The 19,124-nt window shown below is 32.4% G+C and carries 25 protein-coding genes; 8 read left to right on the top strand and 17 right to left on the bottom strand.

The annotated features are described in order from the left end of the window. Positions 1 to 8 precede the first annotated feature (8 nt). The 15 genes from B0A58_RS07605 to B0A58_RS07540 are packed head-to-tail and all read right to left on the bottom strand — an operon-like array spanning position 9 to position 9,719. On the bottom strand, positions 9 to 1,055 hold the full coding sequence (locus B0A58_RS07605; protein ID WP_089080558.1) for a TerY-C metal binding domain-containing protein: 1,047 nt from the start codon (positions 1,053 to 1,055) through the stop codon (positions 9 to 11). A gap of 3 nt (positions 1,056 to 1,058) precedes the next feature. Beyond that, positions 1,059 to 1,313 (bottom strand): YggT family protein, encoded by a 255-nt coding sequence (locus B0A58_RS07600; protein WP_089080557.1) that lies wholly within the window; start codon positions 1,311 to 1,313, stop codon positions 1,059 to 1,061. Further along, positions 1,310 to 1,945 carry a vWA domain-containing protein gene (locus B0A58_RS07595; RefSeq protein WP_014082699.1) on the bottom strand — a complete coding sequence of 212 codons (636 nt, stop codon included), beginning with the start codon at positions 1,943 to 1,945 and terminating at the stop codon, positions 1,310 to 1,312. The genes B0A58_RS07600 and B0A58_RS07595 overlap by 4 nt, the downstream gene beginning before the upstream one ends. A gap of 4 nt (positions 1,946 to 1,949) precedes the next feature. Then, positions 1,950 to 2,105 carry a hypothetical protein gene (locus B0A58_RS16440; RefSeq protein WP_165766311.1) on the bottom strand — a complete coding sequence of 52 codons (156 nt, stop codon included), beginning with the start codon at positions 2,103 to 2,105 and terminating at the stop codon, positions 1,950 to 1,952. A gap of 1 nt (position 2,106) precedes the next feature. Beyond that, the gene (locus B0A58_RS07590; RefSeq protein WP_014082697.1) at positions 2,107 to 2,745 is read right to left on the bottom strand and encodes a vWA domain-containing protein; all 639 of its coding nucleotides are present in this window, start codon (positions 2,743 to 2,745) and stop codon (positions 2,107 to 2,109) included. A gap of 12 nt (positions 2,746 to 2,757) precedes the next feature. Next, positions 2,758 to 3,159: a hypothetical protein gene (locus B0A58_RS07585; RefSeq protein ID WP_089080556.1), complete on the bottom strand. Its 402-nt coding sequence runs from the start codon at positions 3,157 to 3,159 to the stop codon at positions 2,758 to 2,760. Between the two features lie 3 nt (positions 3,160 to 3,162). Next, positions 3,163 to 3,822 carry a TerD family protein gene (locus tag B0A58_RS07580; RefSeq protein ID WP_089080555.1) on the bottom strand — a complete coding sequence of 220 codons (660 nt, stop codon included), beginning with the start codon at positions 3,820 to 3,822 and terminating at the stop codon, positions 3,163 to 3,165. 16 nt (positions 3,823 to 3,838) lie between these two features. Further along, positions 3,839 to 4,393, bottom strand: coding sequence for a TerD family protein (locus tag B0A58_RS07575; RefSeq protein ID WP_014082694.1), 555 nt, complete (start codon positions 4,391 to 4,393; stop codon positions 3,839 to 3,841). Position 4,394: 1 nt separating this feature from the next. Continuing rightward, complete coding sequence (locus tag B0A58_RS07570; RefSeq protein ID WP_089080554.1) at positions 4,395 to 5,354, bottom strand: hypothetical protein; 960 nt, start codon at positions 5,352 to 5,354, stop codon at positions 4,395 to 4,397. Between the two features lie 19 nt (positions 5,355 to 5,373). After that, positions 5,374 to 6,462, bottom strand: a complete 1,089-nt coding sequence (locus tag B0A58_RS07565; protein ID WP_089080553.1) for a toxic anion resistance protein — start codon at positions 6,460 to 6,462, stop codon at positions 5,374 to 5,376. Between the two features lie 4 nt (positions 6,463 to 6,466). Next, complete coding sequence (locus B0A58_RS07560) at positions 6,467 to 7,075, bottom strand: TerD family protein (protein ID WP_014082691.1); 609 nt, start codon at positions 7,073 to 7,075, stop codon at positions 6,467 to 6,469. Between the two features lie 3 nt (positions 7,076 to 7,078). Next, positions 7,079 to 7,633, bottom strand: coding sequence for a TerD family protein (locus B0A58_RS07555; RefSeq protein WP_014082690.1), 555 nt, complete (start codon positions 7,631 to 7,633; stop codon positions 7,079 to 7,081). 16 nt (positions 7,634 to 7,649) lie between these two features. Beyond that, on the bottom strand, positions 7,650 to 8,453 hold the full coding sequence (locus B0A58_RS07550) for a phosphoribosyltransferase family protein (protein WP_089080552.1): 804 nt from the start codon (positions 8,451 to 8,453) through the stop codon (positions 7,650 to 7,652). A gap of 10 nt (positions 8,454 to 8,463) precedes the next feature. Further along, the gene (locus tag B0A58_RS07545) at positions 8,464 to 9,141 is read right to left on the bottom strand and encodes an HAD family hydrolase (RefSeq protein ID WP_089080551.1); all 678 of its coding nucleotides are present in this window, start codon (positions 9,139 to 9,141) and stop codon (positions 8,464 to 8,466) included. A 2-nt stretch (positions 9,142 to 9,143) separates the two neighbouring features. Further along, a complete protein-coding gene (locus B0A58_RS07540) occupies positions 9,144 to 9,719 on the bottom strand; it encodes a TerD family protein (RefSeq protein ID WP_089080550.1) in 576 nt (191 codons plus the stop codon). A 979-nt stretch (positions 9,720 to 10,698) separates the two neighbouring features. On the opposite strand from B0A58_RS07540, the gene B0A58_RS07535 reads away from it, so the two are divergent. From B0A58_RS07535 to B0A58_RS07510, 6 genes are all read left to right on the top strand, one after another. Then, positions 10,699 to 11,475: a DUF3108 domain-containing protein gene (locus B0A58_RS07535; RefSeq protein WP_089080549.1), complete on the top strand. Its 777-nt coding sequence runs from the start codon at positions 10,699 to 10,701 to the stop codon at positions 11,473 to 11,475. After that, positions 11,475 to 12,413, top strand: coding sequence for a tryptophan 2,3-dioxygenase family protein (locus tag B0A58_RS07530; protein WP_089080548.1), 939 nt, complete (start codon positions 11,475 to 11,477; stop codon positions 12,411 to 12,413). The genes B0A58_RS07535 and B0A58_RS07530 overlap by 1 nt, the downstream gene beginning before the upstream one ends. 38 nt (positions 12,414 to 12,451) lie before the next feature. After that, entirely contained in the window at positions 12,452 to 13,678 is a 1,227-nt protein-coding gene (locus B0A58_RS07525) for a M23 family metallopeptidase (RefSeq protein ID WP_089080547.1), read from the top strand. A gap of 172 nt (positions 13,679 to 13,850) precedes the next feature. Further along, entirely contained in the window at positions 13,851 to 15,068 is a 1,218-nt protein-coding gene (locus B0A58_RS07520) for a TCR/Tet family MFS transporter (RefSeq protein WP_089080546.1), read from the top strand. Between the two features lie 240 nt (positions 15,069 to 15,308). Then, positions 15,309 to 16,007 carry a CoA transferase subunit A gene (locus tag B0A58_RS07515; RefSeq protein WP_014082682.1) on the top strand — a complete coding sequence of 233 codons (699 nt, stop codon included), beginning with the start codon at positions 15,309 to 15,311 and terminating at the stop codon, positions 16,005 to 16,007. A gap of 30 nt (positions 16,008 to 16,037) precedes the next feature. Continuing rightward, positions 16,038 to 16,691, top strand: coding sequence for a CoA transferase subunit B (locus B0A58_RS07510; RefSeq protein WP_014082681.1), 654 nt, complete (start codon positions 16,038 to 16,040; stop codon positions 16,689 to 16,691). Between the two features lie 176 nt (positions 16,692 to 16,867). On the opposite strand, the gene B0A58_RS07505 is transcribed toward B0A58_RS07510, so the two are convergent. After that, the gene (locus B0A58_RS07505) at positions 16,868 to 17,794 is read right to left on the bottom strand and encodes a hypothetical protein (RefSeq protein WP_089080545.1); all 927 of its coding nucleotides are present in this window, start codon (positions 17,792 to 17,794) and stop codon (positions 16,868 to 16,870) included. Between the two features lie 79 nt (positions 17,795 to 17,873). Here B0A58_RS07505 and ruvC point away from each other — a divergent pair, with 79 nt between their 5' ends. Together ruvC and B0A58_RS07495 are read left to right on the top strand one after the other, a co-directional pair. Continuing rightward, complete coding sequence (gene ruvC / locus B0A58_RS07500) at positions 17,874 to 18,428, top strand: crossover junction endodeoxyribonuclease RuvC (protein WP_014082679.1); 555 nt, start codon at positions 17,874 to 17,876, stop codon at positions 18,426 to 18,428. Positions 18,429 to 18,599: 171 nt separating this feature from the next. Then, complete coding sequence (locus B0A58_RS07495; RefSeq protein ID WP_089080544.1) at positions 18,600 to 18,893, top strand: AAA family ATPase; 294 nt, start codon at positions 18,600 to 18,602, stop codon at positions 18,891 to 18,893. On the opposite strand, the gene B0A58_RS07490 is transcribed toward B0A58_RS07495, so the two are convergent. Further along, positions 18,886 to 19,124: transposase (locus B0A58_RS07490; protein WP_165766310.1), on the bottom strand; the 239-nt coding region annotated here is incomplete at its 5' end. The genes B0A58_RS07495 and B0A58_RS07490 overlap by 8 nt on opposite strands.

Raw genomic sequence — 19,124 nt, 5'->3', positions numbered from 1 at the left:
TTTTTTGATTATCCTAATGTTCTGTTTACATCAAAACTGCCATCTCCAAAGCCATAATTTCCTTGATTGCCACACCATGGGCAGGTGTTTAGTTCTTCGTCGCCAATGCAATGAATTTTTCCACATTGGCACATAGCAAAACCATATTGATTGTCACAGCAAGGGCAGGCAGGAGCACCAACTAACTCTTCACTATTGATTTGTGTGTTCATTTGCTCATCATCGGACAAATCAAAATAGGAGTTATCGATCTGAAAACCACCTACTAATCGATACGAACGCGTTTCCATACCCGCATAAATAGAGGGTTGGACGAATTTTTTATATTTCATTAAATACGGACGTTTAGAATTTTGACATTTTGCTGAAAGCACTACAAAATTACTGTCCACATTCACTTTTTTTGGTGGTTGCTTGGTCAAATCAATTTTTGTTATCGTGTCATGATCAATTTCGGCTAATTCAAAGCCGGAGCTGCTTTTTTCGACACTAACGCTGCTTGTTTTGATGGAATCGGTAATCCATTTGAAGAATTTTTTATAATCTTCTTCCGTTGTATTTTTAAATTGTAAAACATTTTCAGTCAATTCACTCAAAAGCGATGTATCGGTATCGTCACCAAAAGAAATGGTTACAAGATTTGCTGTTCTTGCCCAATTTTGTTTCCATTCGTTTATTGCAGGTTTGGCATCATCAGTGGGTACACCATCTGTAAACAAAAATACAATTGGTTTCCAATCGCCTTTTTGTTCAAAAGTAGTTTTAACCGTGTTTTTTCTAAGTTCATACATCAAATGCCCCAGACCTTTTCCGAAAGAAGTGCCTCCACCAATAGGGAATTTTGGCGGATAGAAACTCACGATTTCTTGCAAAGGCACAAGGGTTTTGGCTTGACCCGCAAAAATAATAATGGAGACCCAAACGGTTTCAATAGCGTGTGGATCTTGTTTAATGGCTTTGATTATTGTTGCCATTCCTTCTTCAACAAATTGAATTTGTTCCCCAACCATCGATTCGGAAACGTCTATCAAGAAATATATAGGTAATCTTCTCATATTTTAAAATAAATGTAATAAAAACAATAAAATCAGTAAAACAATCACTTGGGTCATGTCCACAAATAATCCGTATCCTACTTGAACAGGTTTAAAAATTGACTTCAATATTTCAAAAACAGGAGAAAAAATAGCGTCAAAAAAGGAAAACACTTTTTTATATTGTGGATTGAGTTTTTCTTTATAAGGCAATAATTTATTGTATAAAAACAGCCCTACAATGACTATAATAATAAAGAAATGCAAAAGCGTTCTCATATTACTAAAGTTATTTCGCTTGGAGGAGGAGGAAGTGCTACACTTTCTCCAGTTCCTTGACTTTTATTTCCTTGTTCAATAGTTTCAGAAACCCATCTGAAAAATTGCTTTAATGTAGCACTATCCGCATTGTCTAAATGTACCACATCATCGGTCAATAGTTTTAATTTGGAATCATCGGCTAAATTTCCTGCTGCACAAGCAACAATGGCTCCAAAATTTAGATTTTTAAACTTAGGCGCTATTTCGTTATATAATTGAATATCAGAAGGTTTTCCGTCTGTAAAAAGAAAAAGTAAGGGTTTCCAATCGCCTTTTTGGGTTTCAGTACTTTTCATTATATCGGTTTGAACTTTGCTATACAATAATTCTAAAGCCTTTCCAGTATGCGTGGGGCCACTTTGCGGACAAGAAATTTCTGGCAATTGAAACAAAGCCAATTCGGTCAACGGGCAAATTTCGTTTACATCTCGATCAAAAGTAATAATACTGATCCAAAGAGAATCCAGCGCTAATGGGTCTTGACGTAAATTATTGACCATTCCAGCAAGGGCATTATTCAAAGCCTGAATAGGTTCGCCATACATAGAACCCGAAGTGTCTAATAAAAAATAAACGGGTAATCTTCTCATAAAATTATTTTTTAAATAAGGAACGAATTATCAAACTTCCCATTTTTCGTTCTATACCAGTTTTTGATGTTGGTATGCCTGTTTTTCTAGCAAAACGTTGCTTTACACCTGTAATGCCTAATAATCTAGAAAGCGAAAATGAAAATCCGAATTTTGACATTTTAAACTACAATATTTAATTCAGGCGGTGGCGGTGGCAATTCTTTAAACCCTTGGATATCTTTACCATTGTCTTCCACTTTTGTAGAACTAACGCCGATAGAAGCGGTTACCCATTGAAAAAATTTACTAATACTCGCACCATCTGCATTGTCCAAACTCACTACATTATCTGTAATTTGTTTGAGTACTTTTGTATCTGCACCACTACCTGCGGCACAAGCTACGGTAAATGCGGTTTTTCTGTTTTTAAATTCAATTAATCCGGCTTGCCAGTCGTCAGTTGGAATTCCATCGGTCATAATAAATACTAATGGTTTCCAGTCGCCTTTGTGATCCATAGTAGTTTTAGCTACTTCGGTATCTATTTTGTGAGCTACTAATTTTAGTGCTTCACCAAGAGCGGTAACTCCAGTTGCTTTCAAATCTACCATTTGAAAAGAAGCCAAATCGGTAAGCGGAATAAGTTGTTGTGCCACACTATCAAAGGTAATAACACTCAAAAAAGCGGTTTCAATAGCTTGCGGATTTTGTCTTAAAGAAGAAATCATCACTTGAACGCCATTTTTCACGGCTTCAATAGGTTCGCCATTCATGGAACCCGAAGTGTCTAAAAGCAAATAAACTGGTAATCTTCTCATAATAAATTGAAATTAACGGGGAATATTATACCCATTGTTAGCATTAGAATCTGAAGAATTCATGGTATTGATAGCATAAGTTGAAGTATCTGCTTCAGGATCATTTTGAATCAGGTCTGTCAGGACAATAGCGGTTACATCTTTACCACCTTGTAAATGTCTGTAAATAGCACCAATTGTGTAAATGGGACCCCAAGGAATGCCCCACCAACCAATAAAAAAATTCATTAAAACATAAGATAAAGAATATTTTATTGATTTTTCTTCAGGACGAATAAAATAGATATCGGAATTGCGTTGAAGAGTCATAACAACAAAAGAAATGGTATAGGGGAAAATAACAAATTTCCCCCCTCTATTTACTAAATCTTTAATTTCTGCAACTCGTAATCCTTCGATGTTTTTGATTAGCATAAATTATAGATAGGATTTTACAATTCGATGAATAGTTTGTCCTAAGAAAGAATCTTCTGTTGGATCTCCAATGGCACTAAATTTCCATTCGCCATTTCTTTTGTATAATTTACCCATAATTAATGAGCGTTTACCTGCATATTGTGCTTCAGCAGAAACATTATAATCTGCAAAAACGGAATTTACACGCGTTGGCGTTCCTTCATACATTCTGATTTTTGCATACGGAATTTGAGCAAAATCTTCAGCACCTGCATTGTTCAAGAAGAAGAATATTTGGCTTACATTGCTATTTATTTTTGTTAAATCTACCGTAATAATTTCGTTGTCAAGACCATCATCACCACCTTTATCTCCTTGTAAATCATCACCTGTATGTTTCAAAGCGCTATCCGAAGTTAATAATTTTCCTTTAGGAAGACCAAATTGTTGCAATACTTCCACACGATATAATGGAGAATATAAATGATCGCAAATATTGTTTTGATCGTCAATTAATACACAGCTTAAATCCAAATCTACATCTTGAGTTGTTTTGGATAAACCGAATAATGTTTTCTTTTCAATACCACCCCAGTTTACACCTACACAAAAGTTTGTTAATGTTTCGCCTGTGGTTTTTCTTAAGTCAATTTTTTGACCTTTTGATAAATTAATTGCCATTTTTGATTGATTTTGGTTAGTTATATTTGTTTAAAAAATCTTGTAATCCGCCTTTTAGTCCATTCCCAACGGCTTCAAAACGCCATTCGTCATTGCGTTTATAAATTCGTCCAAATTCGACTGCGGTTTCTATAGAAAAATCTTCATCTAATTCGTATTTAACGATTTCTTCATTATTTTGTTGGTTCACAACTCGGATAAATGAATTTCTAATTTGACCAAAATTTTGTCTTTTTTCAGCGGCTTTGTGAATGGTTACAACAAATGTAATTTCGGTTACATCGTTTGTTATTTTGGATAAATCTATTGAAATTACTTCATCATCTCCATCGCCAGCACCTGTTAAATTATCACCACTATGCACCACAGCTCCATCTGGTGACGCTAAATTATTGAAAAATACAAAATGATTATCACTTACTAATTTTCCGTTTGCTCCTAAAATGAAAACCGAGGCATCAATATCGAATGCATCCCCTGTGGCACTTTGATTGCTATCCCATCCCAAGCCTACTTTGAAGCTCGGTACATTAATTTTTTCTCTTTGACCTTTTTCTAAATTGATCGCCATATTATTTTATGTTTAAGTTTAACATTGTTTTTAAAATATTTGTTTCTTCATCGATATTTTGTAAATCATCTAAAAATTCTACCGAAGTAATTTTGTCTAAATACTCTTTTAATACATTTTCTACTTCATTGGGCACCAAATGCAATTGCTGTTTGGCTTTTATTTGAATTTGTTCATTTTTTTGTTTGAGTTGCACAATAATTTCCTTTTTATTGGACTTGTTTCTTGAAAAATCCAAGCCATTAAAATCTTTTTTATTAATGAAAAAATACTGTTTTTTGTCTTTTATATAAACAAAATAGTCATTGCTATGAATGAATTCATAAACTTCAATAAAAAAGCCATTAAATTGAAAACCACAACCTAATTTGAACATAAAATGTTGTGTATTTAGTTTTCCAATTAATTTTTTTTCGATTTCAAAATCTAAAAACTGATACGAAGCATTTCTAGGATAGGATACAAATTTTTGATAATTTTCTTCTGAAATTTTACGATAAAATTCCAATCCCAATTCGTCTGATAAATCGTTTTTTTCTTTCAAATTGGTTAAAACAGAAACCGTATTTTCATAAGCCAAATCCTGATAAAGCGATTGCATAAATGCCTGCATGATCAAGTTGTGTGTTTTTACCCTATCATAAAAAACATCTTTTTCTATTTCTTTTTGAAATTCATCTATCAATTCTTGATTTATCGTGATTTCATTATTGAAAATCAAATATTTTTGTTCGTTTTTTTTCTTTAATTTTTTCAATACATCCAAAAGTGAATCGGTATATTGCAAATGAAAAAGCTCTAATTTGTTGCTATCCAAAGCCGTATTTGAAGCGAATATATCATGAATAACCCTTGTGCGAACGGAAATAGCCACAACAAGTTGATGATCAAAAAAATGATGCAATACTTTCAACTTGTTTATGCGCTTTTCACTGTCTTTTATGAGGGCATTTTCTTCCAAAAAAATGATTTTTTATAGATTAAGAAATAATATTTTTCTTCAATTCGGTTTCTAATTGTTGTAATCCCGTATCCAATGCTCTTCTTGTTTCTGTACCTTGTTCATGAATTTGTTTCACCTCTGTTAAGGTTTCAATCAAAGATTGTGTAGTCATTTTTAAGGTTTCCAAAGACACAATGGTATTTTCATTTTCTCGAGCCACTTCGATGCTATTTTGTTTGAGCATTTCCGCATTTTTTTGTAGAATTGTATTCGTTGTTTCGGATACTTTTCTTTGCACCTCAATATTTTGTTTTTGACGTTGTAATGCTACTGCCAATGTCAATTGGTTTTTCCAAACAGGCATGGTCGTGGTCAATATAGATTGTGCTTTTTCGGCTATTGAGGTGTTATTATTTTGCACCACACGAATTTGTGCCAGGGTTTGCATCATAATAAAACGAACAATTTTCATGTCTGCCAATCGCTTGTCTAAACGGATAGAAAAATCTCTTTTATCGGCAATTTGATAGTCTTGATATTGCGATGGATTGCCTTCCATAACGGCCAAATCTTCGTTAACTTGTTTCCATTTCAACGAACCCGCAACGATGTATTTTTCGATTTCCTTAATTTGATTTACATTGGCATCAAACATAGTTTGCAAAGCGGCATTATCTTTTGCAGAATTGATCATTCCTGCTTTCACCTTATTGCTTATTTTTTCAATATTTGCTGTAACTTTATCATATTTTTGGAACATTTTTTCAACATTTGTTACCAAATTTTTCAGAAAAGGAACATTTTTCAAGAATTTCTTAAAACCCGATTGTTGCAATTCGTCAACGTCTATATAATTCAATTCGGTTAATAATTCATTGATATGATTGCCCACTTCTCCGGAATTATACGTTCGAACGGAATTCAAAAAATGATCACTTTGTTTGGAAATATTTTGTTGAATTTCAGCCCCAAAATTGATGATTGAATTGGTGTCGCTTTCTACTAATTTTTCAGTAATAGGTTGATAAACAGTCATGTCTGCTGGAGAAATCACTTCTAAATTTACCGTTCCTTCTTTAGAAATGACTAAAGCATTCTCTGGATGCATGTTTTGATTGGTTTCCATTTAATTATAAATAATTTTGTTGAATTGTAACCACTGTTTCTTCGATATTTCGATCTCTAGTTGGTTCCCCAATAGCATTAAATTTCCACTCATTATTTCTTTTGTAGAAAACACCTAAAACCATAGAGACACTTCCTGCAAAATTTTTATCGTTTGCCACATCATATTTTGCAAAAACTTCTTGCACTCTTGAAGGCGTTCCTTCAAAAATACGAATGGATGCAAAAGGAATATCTTTAAAATCTTGTCCACGGAAACTATTGATATAAAATGCAACATAATTTGCATTCGGATTTAAACGGGCTAAATCTAATGTAATAATCTCATTATCAAGACCATCGTCTCCATTCAAATCGCCTGTTAAATCATCACCGCTGTGTTTTATAGCTTGATCAGATGACATTAATTTTTTAAAACTAACGGTATCTATTGCATTTTTATTGGCATCATAAACGGTGCAACTTCCGTCTAAATCTACGGCTTCTTTTTTGGTACCAAACAACCCTTTTTTCTCAATAGCACCCCAGTTGATTCCTACACAAATATTTTGTAATTTGCTTCCATTGCCTTTTTCGAGGTTGATTCTTTGTCCTTTTTCTAAATTGATAGCCATGATTTAATTGTATTTGTTTAAATAATCTTGTAATCCGCCTTTCATTCCCATTCCTACTGCTTCAAATTTCCATTCGTCATTGCGTTTGTAAATTCGACCAAATTCTACTGCAGTTTCTATAGAAAAATCTTCGTCCAATTCATATTTTAAAATCTCTTGATTGCTTGCTGTATCAAATATTCGGATGAAAGAATTGCGAACTTGTCCAAAATTTTGTTTTCGTTCTTCGGCATCATGAATGGTAACAACAATACAAATTTCAGAAGCATTGGCTGCTATTTTTGATAAATTTACCTTGATTTGCTCGTCATCCCCATCGCCATCACCTGTTAAATTATCTCCGGTGTGCTCTACAGCGCCATCTGGTGTTTTTAAGTTGTTATAAAAAACAAAATGATCATCGGACAACATTTTTTTGTTTTCGCCTAATACAAAAACCGAAGCGTCTAAATCAAATCCTGAGCCTGTTGACGATTGATTGGTGTCCCAACCTAAACCGATTGTAAATTGTGGAGCATTGATATTTTCTCTTTGCCCTTTTTGTAAATTAATAGCCATAATTTTTAGTTTTTTTTTAAATTATAATTGATTGAATATTTGTTTTATAATCCGTGATTTGATGGTAATTATTACTAATTGCCAAATGAAATAATTCCTTTTTTTGGTTTTCTCCAATAGCATTTATTAAAGTTTGAAACGAATCTTGATTCAAATTCAAAATGTATTTTACAATTCTAGTATTGTACTGAAAAGTTGGCCTGTTGATGATGTTGATAATATCATGTAGGTTTTGAACAGCATAATAGTTATAAAAATTTTCAATTTTTGGATGTATTTCTTTATTAATTAATTCTGCAAAATAAATAAATATAAAATCGCCTTTGACCTGATATTGATTTAGAATTTTATTTACAGTATGCTCATGACTTCCGGTTATTTTTATATCATCTACAAACAAACATAGTTTGTTTTTTATAAAATTACTGTCAATATAATAAGTATCATTCGAAATCAATTGCACCCTATCCTCAAAGTTTAAATTACCATAATCCGTAACATACGTTTGATTGCGATAGATTTTAGATTCTAAAGAGGCCTTTTTATGGTGATGGAATAAAAATTGATTGAGTTCTTTTTTAAAATAATAACACAAAAAATTAGAAGCCGTAGGAATAGACAAATAAGGGCTAGGTAAAATGACAATTTCGTCATGTTTTAAAAGTACCTCTTTATAATTTGAAATAAATGCTTGAAACAAATCATAAGCAAATGCTTGTGCATATTTTTTATCGCCAAATTTAAACCAGCTGTAAGCCTTTGGATCAAAAGGATATTGGTCTTTGTCTATTATTTTATGTAAGCTAAAACGTGTATTCACTTATATTTTATTAAATTAATATTGCTTTAAATCCAAAAGAAGCTGCTCCCTGATAATCGGCTAATGGATTATCGCCAATATGTACAATTTGGTTTTTTTGGAGCGATTTGATTTGGTTTACTTGGCAAAAAACTTTGTCAAATATAATAAAATTTGGTTTAGAAAACTTTTCTTCATCAGAATATATTTGAAAAGAAATGTAAGTATCTAACTCATAATAATTTAATAATTTACGCAATGTTTTTCCTTTTATAAATCCAGTATTACTCAAAATATTAATTGTTTTATGCTCTTTAGACCAAACATTAAATTGTTGTTTCAATTTAGGATATATTAATACTGGTTTATATTGCATAAATAATTTTTCTGTTTCCGAATAAAATAAATTTAATTTTTCGATAGAAATGGCTGAAATATCAACCTGTAATGCGTTTAAAATTAAATAATAAATTTCAAAAGTATCAATATTTAAACCCGTTTTTTCATTCATAGTATTGCATAACACATCATAATATCTTATGATCTTACTTACGGTTTCAAAAGAGGCCTTGATTTCAAAAAAATCAAGAAATAATTGATTCCTTTTGGCTTTAAATTCAGGATTCGATCGAATTAATGTAAGCCATAAATCAAAAGACAAATGTTCGAATTGATGTATTGGCAAGTTAGGAAATGATGTGTTTTTCAAAATTATTTGATGATTTGTCCTGAATAATATTTCTCTAAAAAGAAACCCAAATCAGCTCGATAGCCTATACCCGAAGCTTCAAATTTCCATTGGCCATTTCTTTTATAAAGCCTTCCAAACTCAACACCTGTTTCTATAGAAAAGTCTTCGTCCAATTCGTATTTGGCAATTTCTGTATTTGTGTTTTCATCCACTATTCGGATGTACGAATTTCTAACTTGTCCAAAGTTTTGTTTTCTGCGTTCAAAGTCTTCAATAGTAACTACAAAAAGGATTTCTTGCACTTTTTCGTTTACTAGATTAAGATCTACTTTTATTGCTTCATCGTCACTTCCGTCGCTGTTTCCACCTGTTGGGTCATCGCCCGTGTGGGTTAAAGAACCGTCTGGCGAACTCAAATTGTTATAAAAAATAAAATATTCTTCGCCTAATAATTTTCTGTTTTCATCAATCATGATTGCCGAAGCGTCTAAATCAAAACCATGTCCTGTGCCTTCATTGGGATCCCAACCTAAACCTACCGTGATTTTTGATAATCCGATGTCAATTTTTTGACCTTTTTGTAAATTTATTGCCATGCTTAAAATTGTTTATAATAGATTTACAATATTACAAAAGTATTTGAAATAATTAAAAAAAACAAAGAACTTTTTTATTCTATCTGTTTATTGTTTACAAATATACTATTTTTGTAATCAGTTCTAATTGAAAAATTCACTAAAAATACAGTTATTGATAGACTATTTTCAATCGAAATAAAAGTAAATGTAAGAAGCGATAAATAGAAGTTATTTCGAATTAAAAATTTAATTTTTAGTCATTTAACATTTATTATTTCAATCAAAAAACGGAACCAACTTATTGCTTTTATATTCTAAAATATTTTAAATAACGAAACACCATTCATTAGAGACTGATTTACTCTATAAAATGGTACATGGCAATCAAAATGTAATATGGTGTTCATTTAGCCCAATGATCACTCTCTTAATACGTTTTTTAAGTTTTAATATCAATTCAAAACATTAGTTAAGTGTTTTAATAATTGACTAACCGCAACAGTATTATTGTGAAGTAAATTAATTGAATTTGAGTTGTTGTCTGTTACAAACAGTCATTTTTTGTAATATTAATTAAAACCATAAAGAAATAGCCTTAAAAATTTGTTGCATGAGCAATAAAAAGAAAATAATGTAGTTTATATAAAAAAGTAAGACCATTTATAAAATATAATTATTATAGCCAAAAAAAACATTCTGCATAAAAAAAACGAGTTTTTTTTATCAATTTTTCATAATACAACGTTATCGCAACCATATAGTTGATAAATATATGTTAAAATTGATAAAATGTTGAATATTTAACAAAAATATATTAAATTTGCACCGTAAAACAATTAGGAGTGGTTTCCTATCTGTTTTTTTATAAGTTTTCATAATTTATAATTTTTTGGTTGGTTAATAGCATAAAAACTCGGTCATTTATTTGACTGGGTTTTTTTGTTTTCATACATTTGGAACGAAATTTGTAACAATTCAAAAAAAAATACAATTCAAGATGAAAAAAATAGTTGCAATTTTGTGTATCTGTAGTCTTTTAAGCTTTGATAGTGTACAACGAGAAGATGCCTTTGAAGTGGGAGAATGGTTTAAATTTAGAATTCATTATGGCTTTGTCAATGCAGGATATGCCACACTAGAATTAAAAGATGCCGTTGTAAACAATAGAAAAGTTTTTCATGCCGTTGGCAAAGGTTATACAACAGGTATGACCAAAATGTTTTTTAAAGTAGAAGACAATTATGAAAGTTATTTTGACAGAAATACAGGCAAACCCTTTCAATTTGTTAGAAAAATAAATGAGGGAGGCTATACCAAAAACCAGGAGGGTTTTTTCAATCAGGATGCCAATAAAGTATTTGTTAAAAACTATAAAGACAAAACCGAAAAAACATTTCATGTTACCGAAGAGGTTCAAGATATTATTTCGACGTTCTATTATTTAAGAAATCATCCTATGGTAGATAAAGTGAAAGTAGGAGAATCTATTGCTATTGATATGTTTTTTGATGATGAAATAACCAAATTCAAACTCAAATATTTAGGAAAAGAAGATTTAGATACGGATTTTGGAGTAGTACCTACCAAAATATTTCGTCCTTTAGTTCAAACAGGTCGGGTTTTTAAAGAACAAGAAAGTTTAACCGTTTGGATTTCCGACGATGATAATAAAATACCGATTCGCATCAAGGCCAGTTTAGTAGTGGGTTCGTTAAAAGCCGATTTACAAAGTTTCAAAGGACTAAATAATTCATTTAAAATAAAAACAAACTAATGGAAGATAGCATTCCGAAGATTATTGCTGCATTAAACGACAAATTTTCAAACATCAATCAACATACCGAAACCCATTTGGAAGGATTGTTGTGGGCTAAACCCATCACCTACTGGGATTACATTCAAACTGATGCGTTGCTCAATTTACAAACACAGCGTACTGTTTTGCCAGACGAAATGGTATTTATTATGTATCATCAAATTAACGAATTGTTATTTAAAATGATATTATGGGAGATGAATCAAATTTGCCATCATGATTTTTCAAAAAACCCTACACAGGCAACTGAACTATTTACAGACAAATTAGGTCGTATGAGTCGGTATTTTGACATGCTTACTACTTCGTTTGATATCATGGGAAATGGGATGGAAGTAGCACAATATATGAAATTTAGAACCACTTTAACACCCGCTAGTGGTTTTCAGAGTGCCCAATACCGTTTGATAGAATTTGTATCAACAGATGTAATCAATTTGATAGATTTTAGGTATCGAAACACCCCTCAAATAGACACTAATTACCAAACAGCATTTGAACATTTGTATTGGCAAGCAGCTGGCAAAGACCATCAAACGGGTCAAAAATCGTATTTGATTTTAGAATTTGAAAAAAAATACAAAGCCCTTTTTTTACAATATATGTCTGATTATAAAGACATTAACATTTGGCAAAAGTTCAAGCAATTGCCCGAATCGGCTCAGCAAAATCCCCAACTGATTCAAGCCATGAAACATTATGACCATACGGTAAATGTAACATGGGTAATGCAACATTTGAACACCGCCATCAAATACATCGAACAAAGTGGCTTGGGCAACGGAGAGGCAACAGGAGGAAGCGATTGGAAAAAATACATGCACCCTAAATACCAACGCAGGATCTTTTTTCCAGAACTTTGGTCGGAAGAGGAACTCAAACATTGGGGCGAATAAAAAATTTTTATTATTATTGCCAAATAAAATAGAATATTATGTTTAGAAAAACAATTCTCATATTGTTTTTTATTGGATTTATATCTTGTAAAAACAACAACGAAGTCGTCGTATTGCCCCAACCAAAAGTGGCTCCCATTGTAGTCGATTTTGGATTGGTACTAAACAATTTTGACGTCATACAAGATACTATCAAAAACGGAGATTCTTTTGGAGCAATATTAGAAAAACAAAACCTTGGCAAACGAGAAGTTCATCAAGTCATCGAAACGGTTAAAGATTCATTTGACGTCAAAACCATAAAAGTGGGCAAACCCTACTGGTTATTGAGAACAAAATATGCCTCCAAAAAGTTGCAGTATTTTGTATATCAAAAGGATAGAGGCCATTTTACATTAATTGATTTTAGAGATTCATTGTTGGTTTACAACAAATCCAAACCTATTTCTTATAAACAACGTACTATTGCAGGTCGGTTAGATGGCTCGCTATATTATACACTTAACAAATATGGCATCGATGCCAATTTAGCCAATAAAATTACAAAAATGTATGCTTGGTCTATCGATTTTTTCAAATCGAGGCGAGGCGATAAGTTTGCCATTACCATTACCGAAAGGTATATAGACGACACTATTTATGATGGTGTGGACAGCTTAAAAGCAGCATTTTTTGAATATAAAGGCCGCAAAATATATGCTTTCCCATACCAAATTTCGCCCCGCAGTCGCACTGATTATTATGATGAAAATGGCAAAACCTTAAAGAATTTTTTTCTAAAAGCTCCGCTAAAATTCATCAACATCACCTCGCATTACACCAAAAGCAGGTTTCATCCTGTGCAACAAATATGGAAGGCACACAACGGAACAGATTATGCTGCACCACAAGGTACTCCCATCATGACAACAGCAAGTGGAGTAGTAGAACAAACAGGATATACGGCTGGAAATGGCAATTTTGTAAAAGTCAAACACGACCGTACTTATGCCACACAATACCTGCACATGTCCAAAATAGTAGTTCGTAGGGGGCAAACGGTCAAACAAGGCGACATCATTGGCAAAGTGGGCAGCACAGGATTAGCCACAGGTCCTCACGTTTGTTATCGATTTTGGAAAAACGGTGTTCAGGTAGATGCCCTAAAATTAAAACTACCCACCTCTACCCCAATGGATAACAACAGTAAGCCTGCATTTAACAAATATATGTTGCCGCTAAAAAATGAATTAGACAGTATTGCAGATTTAAAATTTAAAATGTAATTTTTTAACAAATATTAATATATATATCAAAATATTATCTTTTTTTTTATACATTCACATTTTATTTGCAACATTTGTATTTGAAGAAATAGGGTTTATTTTTTCAAAAATATAGTCTTGTAAATACAAAAGAAACAACATTTTCTAAAAAACAATTATCAAACAACATTTTATGTCATCTAATAAAAAATCTGCTGCAATTGGATTCATCTTTATCACCATGCTAATAGACATTACGGGTTGGGGTATCATTATACCTGTAATTCCGAAATTAATCAAGGAATTGATACACGGCGACATTAGCGAAGCCTCAAAATATGGCGGTTGGCTGACATTTGCTTATGCCATAACACAGTTTTTATTTGCACCACTAATTGGAAATTTAAGTGATCAATACGGAAGAAGACCCATTATTTTGATTTCTTTATTTGCTTTTTCTATGGATTATTTGCTTTTGGCATTTGCCCCAACAATCCAATGGTTATTTGTAGGTCGAATTATTGCTGGACTAACGGGAGCTAGTATTACTACTGCCTCTGCCTATATTGCAGATGTTAGCACACCCGAAAATAGAGCCAAAAATTTTGGAATGATTGGAGCAGCTTTTGGGCTAGGATTTATAATTGGCCCTGTAATTGGTGGCATTTTAGGACAATATGGCTCTAGAGTCCCTTTTTATGCGGCAGCTGTACTTTGTTTGGTTAATTTTTTGTATGGCCTATTTATTTTACCAGAATCATTAGACATTGACAACCGTAGGCCATTCAATCTAAAAAGAGCCAATCCAATTGGAGCCTTTTTGCATCTCAAAAAATACCCTCACCTTATAGGACTAGTATTTTCTATTTTTTTACTTTACATAGCCTCTCACGCAGTACATAGCAATTGGAGCTATTTTACAATGTACCAATTCAAATGGGACGAAAAAATGGTAGGCTTTTCGCTTGGTGCCATTGGACTTTTAGTAGGAATTGTTCAAGGGGGTTTGATTCGAGTTATCAATCCAAAATTGGGCAACGAAAAAAGTATATATTTAGGTATGGCATTGTATTGTGTAGGAATGTTTTTGTTTGCCACCGCTACCAAAAGTTGGATGATGTTTGTGTTTTTAATTCCTTACTGTCTTGGAGGCATAGCAGGACCGGCCATGCAAGCGGTTGTGTCTAGTCAAGTACCCGCAAACGAGCAAGGCGAAATTCAAGGCACTTTGTCTAGTTTGATGAGTGCTTCTGCCATCATTGGCCCGCCCATGATGAGTTCCGTTTTTTATTATTTTACTCACAACCAAGCCCCTTTTATATTTCCAGGAGCTCCATTTGTTTTAGGAGGCATTTTAATGTTTATCAGTACGTTGATAGCTTATTTCTCTTTTCAAAAAAACAAATCATAATCATACATTCCCCCAATTTAAAAACATCATTTTTTTTGAATAAAAAATGATGTTTTTATTTTATTATTACATTTAAAACCTTAATTTTGTTATAAATTCAATTTTTTTGGTATAAACTGAAAATTATAATTGAAATCATTTTGAAATAAGGCAAAAAAAAAGTGCAACAGCCACAAAAAAGGCCTTATACTATATACAAATATTTAATAAGTTGATAATAAATAAAGTCCCTAAAAAATTATGATTTCAAAAAAAGTAGCCCACGTACAAGCGGCACTAGAAGGCATTCAAAGCAATATGACCTTGATGTTAGGAGGCTTTGGATTGTGTGGCATTCCAGAAAATGCAATTGCAGCACTTGTTGATATGAAAATTAACAATTTGACTTGTATATCTAATAATGCAGGTGTGGATGATTTTGGTTTAGGTTTATTACTTCAAAACAAACAAATTCGGAAAATGATATCGTCTTATGTAGGCGAAAATGCCGAGTTTGAGCGTCAAATGCTATCGGGCGAGCTGGAAGTTGATTTGATTCCACAAGGCACCTTGGCAGAAAGATGTCGAGCAGCACAAGCAGGCATACCAGCATTTTTTACGCCAGCGGGCTATGGCACAGAAGTAGCCATTGGCAAAGAATCTCGAGAATTTAATGGTAAAATGCACATTTTAGAGCATGCCTTTCAGGCAGATTTTGCCATTGTAAAAGCATGGAAAGGAGACGAAGCTGGAAATCTTATTTTTAAAGGTACAGCTCGAAATTTTAATCCCTGCATGTGTGGTGCTGCGGCTATTACTGTTGCCGAAGTAGAAGAATTAGTACCCGCCGGAAGTTTAGATCCAAATCAAATACACATTCCTGGCATATTAGTACAAAGAATTTTTCAGGGCAATCACTTCGAAAAACGAATTGAACAACGAACTGTTCGAAAAAAATAAAATTTTGAAAATATTTTTAAGAAAAATAAGATGCTAACAAAAGAAGATATTGCAAAAAGAATTGCCAAAGAAGTTCAAGATGGGTTTTATGTAAATTTAGGAATTGGCATCCCCACACTTGTAGCTAATTATGTGCCGCAAAATATTTCGGTCGAATTTCAAAGCGAAAATGGAGTATTAGGTATGGGGCCTTTTCCAATAGAGGGCCAGGAAGATGCAGACCTCATCAATGCGGGCAAACAAACTATTACAACCTTGCCAGGTGCTAGTTTTTTTGATTCTGCCTTTAGTTTTGGTATGATTCGTGGGCAACACGTTGATTTGACCATTTTGGGAGCTATGGAAGTTTCGGAAAATGGCGATATTGCCAATTGGAAAATACCAGGCAAAATGGTAAAAGGCATGGGTGGAGCAATGGATTTAGTGGCCTCTGCAGAAAATATAATTGTAGCCATGATGCACGTAAACAAAGCAGGCGAAAGTAAAATTTTAAAAAAATGCAGCCTTCCACTTACAGGCGTTGGTTGTGTAAAAAAAGTGGTAACAGAATTGGCCGTATTACAAGTAACACCAAAAGGGTTTCAGTTGCTCGAAAGAGCTCCTGGTGTAAGTGTAGAACACATTATTGCTGCTACAGAAGCCCAATTGATTATAGAAGGCAACATACCTGAAATGATTATTTAATACGCCATCATCTTTGTCAAAATATATGAATCATTGGCAAAGATGATCTGCTGTTGTATCATTCATTGTAATAAAAAAGGGGTGTTCCAATTTTCATATTTGTAATTTGGTCAAATATGTTACCGCCTTTTGTTTATTGGCGTTTGTTTGCAACAAACAAGTTGTTAATAGCAATTTCAAAGATTTTTATTTATCTTGAATTGCATTACATAAAAACTACCAATACCAACAGGAATAGCGGTATTAAGCAGCCATAAAAGCGTTGTTACCCAAACGGCTATCCACTCCTGAACTCCAAGTTGTTGCAAAAAATAAACCGCTATACTGCCTTTTACAGCAAAATCTAAAAACTGAAATGACGGTAAAGATGAGGCCAAAAAATAAACCGATGCTATGGAGGCCATTAGCGTTATGTAAGGCACCTGCACATCGAAAGCTATAAATAACATGTAATATTGATGCGAAAAAGTGATATAGCGACCCAAGGCTAAAAATAAATTTTTTGTATGTATAATTTTTGGAATACGATGCCATTCGGTATAAATATTTTTTAAAGAATATATTTTAAATTTAATATCTTTTACAAAATATAAGACTACACATAGTATCCCAACTACCAATAAAATAAGCCCGCCTATTTTGGTGTAACCTAAAATAAAGAGACCAATAGTTCCAAAAAAAATGGTAATTATCATTTGTATGCCATTGCAAACCAGATTTAAAAAAATAACTTTTTTGGTCTCGGTTGCTTTAAAATAAAAGGCTTTTCCAGCATATTCGCCCAAACCATTTGGGGTAAACAAACCTGCTGTTAAGGCACTCAAAACTTGTTTTGTAGCCTCGGCCAAGCTAATGGATTTGAAAGTAGAAACTAAATTTTGCCATTTTATAATTTCTAAAAAACGGTTTACAAAACTCAAAAAAAACATGGTTATCACTCCCAAAAAAGTGGCTTTTTGAAAAACTAATTTTTGAATTTTTTGCCAATCCAATTTGGGATTGTGAACCAATTGATTATAAATAAAATAGAAAGCTCCCAAAACAATTAAAATTTTGATAGCAAAAACCAATAAATGTTTAACTTTGTCTGCAATAATTATCATGGTACAAAGTAAAGGAAAACTTTAGACTTGCCAATACAATTTATGTTTTTTACATTTTAATACCTTAAAAACAAGACTTTTGACACACGAACGCATCATACTTGGAATAGATCCAGGAACAACCATAATGGGATTTGGACTGATCAAAGTTGTCCAAAAAAAAATGACTTTTTTACAACTCAATGAGTTACAATTATCCAAATACGATAATCATTATCAAAAATTAAAAATTATTTTTGAACGTACCATCGAACTTATAGAAACACATCATCCAGACGAAATAGCCATTGAGGCACCTTTTTTTGGTAAAAATGTCCAATCAATGCTCAAACTAGGTAGAGCCCAAGGAGTAGCTATGGCAGCGGGTTTGTCTAGGGGGATTCCCATTACAGAATATGAACCCAAGAAAATAAAAATGGCCATAACAGGCAACGGAAATGCCAGCAAAGAGCAAGTAGCCAAGATGTTACAACAATTATTAGATTTAAAAACCTTGCCCAAAAACCTGGATTCAACCGATGGTTTAGCGGCTGCTGTGTGTCATTTTTTTAATTCTGGCAAACAAGAAATAGGAAAAAATTATACTGGCTGGGATGCCTTTGTAAAACAAAATGAAAATAGAATTAAGAAATAGCTATAATATTTTATAAAAAACAAAAAATGATGCGTTTATAGCATTACAACTACAATAATAAAATTCAATTAGGATACGTTAAACATGTAATTACTTAATAAAAGTTTAAATAAGATTCTAATTGTATTTTAAATGTCAAATGTTTATATTTGTTGTAAAATTTGGAAAATAATGAAAATCTGCAGCATACATATCAAAGGATACAAACAATTTCAAGATACTTACATCGATTTTACCGACCCCAAAACGGGAGAACCGGTAAATAAAGTATGTTTTATTGGTAAAAATGGAACTGGAAAAACAACAATTCTTAGAATAATTAATGAGTTTGTTGATTGTGATTATTTTAATATTGATAAGTTTTTTTGGAAAAACTGTTTAAATATAAGTTTTTTAATCAAAATTAAAATAAATGATCAATTTTTATTAGTATTTAAAAATTTCATTTTCGAGTTACTTACTTAGGAGCTACAATTAATTTCCATCCTACCCATTCGTGATTTATCATTCTTTTTATTAGATTATCAAAAATTGTTTCTTTATATATTGATCTATTTAATCGATAAAAATATTCGTTTAAATATTTTTGTAAATGATGTTTACTAACGTGAGTTTGTATTGTTCGTAATCCAGATTTTAGTTGTTGAATGATGTTGTTAATTTGTTTGAAATTTACCGTAGGTTGGCTTATTTCTT

It is taken from the genome of Flavobacterium branchiophilum NBRC 15030 = ATCC 35035 (assembly GCF_002217205.1).
In the GTDB taxonomy this organism is placed as follows: Bacteria; Bacteroidota; Bacteroidia; order Flavobacteriales; family Flavobacteriaceae; genus Flavobacterium; species Flavobacterium branchiophilum.
Note: the sequence above shows the minus strand (reverse complement) of the source record. Positions and strands in the feature narration are given on the sequence as shown.

What these genes read in the sequence shown, in the direction of transcription:
- B0A58_RS07535 (WP_089080549.1), top strand. Translation starts at nt 10,699, where the DNA reads ATGAAAAAAATAGTTGCAATTTTGTGTATCTGTAGTCTTTTAAGCTTT.
- B0A58_RS07510 (WP_014082681.1), top strand. Translation starts at nt 16,038, where the DNA reads ATGCTAACAAAAGAAGATATTGCAAAAAGAATTGCCAAAGAAGTTCAA.
- B0A58_RS07575 (WP_014082694.1), bottom strand. Translation starts at nt 4,393, where the DNA reads ATGGCGATCAATTTAGAAAAAGGTCAAAGAGAAAAAATTAATGTACCG.
- B0A58_RS07530 (WP_089080548.1), top strand. Translation starts at nt 11,475, where the DNA reads ATGGAAGATAGCATTCCGAAGATTATTGCTGCATTAAACGACAAATTT.
- B0A58_RS07515 (WP_014082682.1), top strand. Translation starts at nt 15,309, where the DNA reads ATGATTTCAAAAAAAGTAGCCCACGTACAAGCGGCACTAGAAGGCATT.
- B0A58_RS07605 (WP_089080558.1), bottom strand. Translation starts at nt 1,055, where the DNA reads ATGAGAAGATTACCTATATATTTCTTGATAGACGTTTCCGAATCGATG.
- B0A58_RS07495 (WP_089080544.1), top strand. Translation starts at nt 18,600, where the DNA reads ATGAAAATCTGCAGCATACATATCAAAGGATACAAACAATTTCAAGAT.
- B0A58_RS07560 (WP_014082691.1), bottom strand. Translation starts at nt 7,075, where the DNA reads ATGGCTATCAATTTAGAAAAAGGACAAAGAATCAACCTCGAAAAAGGC.
- B0A58_RS07520 (WP_089080546.1), top strand. Translation starts at nt 13,851, where the DNA reads ATGTCATCTAATAAAAAATCTGCTGCAATTGGATTCATCTTTATCACC.
- B0A58_RS07590 (WP_014082697.1), bottom strand. Translation starts at nt 2,745, where the DNA reads ATGAGAAGATTACCAGTTTATTTGCTTTTAGACACTTCGGGTTCCATG.
- B0A58_RS07585 (WP_089080556.1), bottom strand. Translation starts at nt 3,159, where the DNA reads ATGCTAATCAAAAACATCGAAGGATTACGAGTTGCAGAAATTAAAGAT.
- B0A58_RS07525 (WP_089080547.1), top strand. Translation starts at nt 12,452, where the DNA reads ATGTTTAGAAAAACAATTCTCATATTGTTTTTTATTGGATTTATATCT.
- B0A58_RS07565 (WP_089080553.1), bottom strand. Translation starts at nt 6,462, where the DNA reads ATGGAAACCAATCAAAACATGCATCCAGAGAATGCTTTAGTCATTTCT.
- B0A58_RS07540 (WP_089080550.1), bottom strand. Translation starts at nt 9,719, where the DNA reads ATGGCAATAAATTTACAAAAAGGTCAAAAAATTGACATCGGATTATCA.
- B0A58_RS07505 (WP_089080545.1), bottom strand. Translation starts at nt 17,794, where the DNA reads ATGATAATTATTGCAGACAAAGTTAAACATTTATTGGTTTTTGCTATC.
- B0A58_RS07555 (WP_014082690.1), bottom strand. Translation starts at nt 7,633, where the DNA reads ATGGCTATTAATTTACAAAAAGGGCAAAGAGAAAATATCAATGCTCCA.
- B0A58_RS07595 (WP_014082699.1), bottom strand. Translation starts at nt 1,945, where the DNA reads ATGAGAAGATTACCCGTTTATTTTTTATTAGACACTTCGGGTTCTATG.
- B0A58_RS07580 (WP_089080555.1), bottom strand. Translation starts at nt 3,822, where the DNA reads ATGGCAATTAATTTATCAAAAGGTCAAAAAATTGACTTAAGAAAAACC.
- B0A58_RS16440 (WP_165766311.1), bottom strand. Translation starts at nt 2,105, where the DNA reads ATGTCAAAATTCGGATTTTCATTTTCGCTTTCTAGATTATTAGGCATT.
- B0A58_RS07600 (WP_089080557.1), bottom strand. Translation starts at nt 1,313, where the DNA reads ATGAGAACGCTTTTGCATTTCTTTATTATTATAGTCATTGTAGGGCTG.